At 61.8% G+C, this 2,422-nt stretch carries 2 protein-coding genes and 1 tRNA gene; 2 read left to right on the plus strand and 1 reads right to left on the minus strand.

Going from position 1 to position 2,422, the window contains the following annotated elements:
• A partial coding sequence (locus TP2_RS09275; protein ID WP_038076515.1) for a UDP binding domain-containing protein occupies nucleotides 1-219 on the plus strand: 219 nt, incomplete at its 5' end.
• Between the two features lie 108 nt (nucleotides 220-327).
• Here TP2_RS09275 and TP2_RS09280 read toward each other — a convergent pair.
• Nucleotides 328-1,518 carry a BaiN/RdsA family NAD(P)/FAD-dependent oxidoreductase gene (locus tag TP2_RS09280; protein WP_038076518.1) on the minus strand — a complete coding sequence of 397 codons (1,191 nt, stop codon included), beginning with the start codon at nucleotides 1,516-1,518 and terminating at the stop codon, nucleotides 328-330.
• Nucleotides 1,519-1,618: 100 nt separating this feature from the next.
• Between TP2_RS09280 and TP2_RS09285 the strand changes: the two genes are divergently transcribed.
• Nucleotides 1,619-1,693: transfer RNA gene (locus TP2_RS09285), tRNA-Gln, on the plus strand.
• Nucleotides 1,694-2,422: the final 729 nt, after the last annotated feature.

The following is a 2,422-nucleotide window of genomic DNA, read 5'->3' on the forward strand; positions in this document are numbered from 1 at the left end:
CTGCTGCCGGGCGTGCAATGGGTTGATGACGCCTACAAGGCCGCCGCCAAGGCTGATTGCGTGGTGATCCTGACCGAGTGGAACGAGTTCCGCGCGCTCGATCTGAAGAAGCTCGCGAAGAAGATGGAGACCCCGCGCATGGCCGACCTGCGCAACATCTACCATCACAAGGACGCCAAGAAGGCCGGCTTCGAGGCCTATGTGGGGGTCGGGCGGTAAAGCCCGCTCCTCACGCGGCGAAAGCAGAACTAGGGGGCGCTGCCCCCCTTTTCGGCTAAAGCCGAATTCACCCCCCGAGATATTTTCATCAAGAAGAAGAGGCGCGCCTCAGGCGACCTGCCCCGCGGCCCAGCCCGAGGCCCAGGCCCACTGGAAGTTATAGCCGCCGAGCCAGCCCGTCACATCGATCACTTCGCCGATAAAATAGAGGCCGGGTACGCGGCGCGCCTCCATGGTCTTGGCATCGAGCTCTTCCGTTGCAACCCCGCCCAGAGTGACCTCAGCCGTGCGGTAGCCTTCCGAGCCCACCGGGCGCACCTGCCAGCGGTGCATCTGATCCGCGAGACGCGCCAGCGCCTTGTTGGATTGATCCGCCAGTCGCCCTGTGAGCCCCGCCTGAGCCACGACGAATTGCGCGAGCTTCTCGGGCACGTGGCGCGCAAGCGCGTTATGGAGCGCCTTCTTGCCCGCCTCGGCACGCTGCGCGGCCAGGAGCGCCGAGATATCGCCCTCCGGCATCAGGTCGATCGTGAGCGTATCGCCTTCGCGCCAGTAGCTCGAGATTTGCAGGATCGCCGGGCCGGAGAGGCCGCGATGAGTGAAGAGGAGATCCTCGTCGAAGCCGATCTTGCCATGGCTGACGCGGGCGGCGCGCGCGAGCCCGGCCAGCGGGACGGTGCGCGCGAGATCCTGCTCGGCGAAGGTCAGCGGCACCAACGCAGGGCGGGTCTCGACGATCTCGAGCCCGAACTGTTTCGCGATCTCGTAGCCGATCCCCGTCGCACCCATTTTCGGGATCGACTTGCCGCCCGTCGCCACGATCACCGACCCGGCGGCGATCGGACCGCCTGTGGTGTTCACCACGAACCCCTCGCCGTCGCGCCGCAGGCTCACGACCGAGGTTTCGAGTTTGAGGCACCCGCCCGCCGCGTGCAGATCCTCGACCAGCATCTGCACGATCTGAGTAGCCTTGCCGTCGCAGAAGAGCTGTCCGAGATGTTTTTCATGCCAGGCAATGCCCGCCCCCTCGACCCGGGCGATGAAATCGGCCGGCGTGTAGCGTGACAGGGCGGAGAGCGCGAAGCGGGGATTGCGGGACAAAAAGCGCGCGGTCGCGTTCTGGCGCGTCAGCAGACGGTTGGTGAAATTGCACCGCCCGCCGCCCGAAATCCGGATCTTCTCGCCGGGGCTGCGCGCATGGTCGAGCACCGTGACCGAGCGCCCACGACGCCCTGCCTCGATCCCTGCCATCAGCCCCGCCGCCCCTGCGCCGAGGATCACCACATCGCGTTGTTCCATGCCCCGCCTCCTGCCCGAGAGCCGATCTGCACGCAATCGAAATTTCTTCCGATTTTCCTCTTGAAGCCCCGCCCGAGCTTGGCTAAACACCGCTCCACGTTGGGGCGTAGCCAAGTGGTAAGGCACCGGTTTTTGGTACCGCGCACCGTAGGTTCGAATCCTACCGCCCCAGCCATTCCTTCTGCCAAACGTCAGATCGTTTAATCCTAAAGGGGTTAGGCACACCCAGCCTCTCTGGGATGACCCAGCTAATGCCCCAAGGTCATCGTTTGTAGCTAGACGGCATAGCTCACCCCATTATCCTCGACTGCGACACCCTTTCCGCTGGGAGAGGGCTATGTGTTAGCTACATGTGGAGTTGCCCTTGGAGATCCTGCAAATTCTTGCCGTCTCAGCCGCCGTGCTCCTCGGCCTCTGGTTCTTGTTCTGGTTCTGCATCCAAGTACCCGCAGGAATGGCTAAGGTGCGAGGTCGCAATGCAGTTGGCTGGGTCCTATTTGGCCTGATAACAAACCCAATCGTGGCGATGTTGCTGCTCTGGCTCCTAGGCAAAAAGCAACTTGAGCGGGCGTAACTACTTCTTTTTGCTGCGACTAAAGATCTTCCATAGCCCCCAAAATATCAAAGCAATCACAATGAGGCCCGGTAGCCCGATGTTGTTCCACATAGTCGTTTGCCTTTCTTAGTTAGAGGTACGCTTCGACCAGTGGATGGGGCGGTCAAGCTCTTTCGTTAGTGCGGTGTAGTGCTGAATTATCCATGCCCTTCCGGTCGTCGAGAAGGTTCCGTCCGCGAGAGAAGACCTCCGCAGATCTCCAATGAAGGCCTCCATAGTGTCTCGCTCCTGAATAGCTGCGTCCCTCTGGCTCTGAGCGACAGACTGAATAGCCCCGTGTTTCTTAGA

The sequence above is a fragment of the Thioclava pacifica DSM 10166 genome (assembly GCF_000714535.1).
In the GTDB taxonomy this organism is placed as follows: domain Bacteria; phylum Pseudomonadota; class Alphaproteobacteria; order Rhodobacterales; family Rhodobacteraceae; genus Thioclava; species Thioclava pacifica.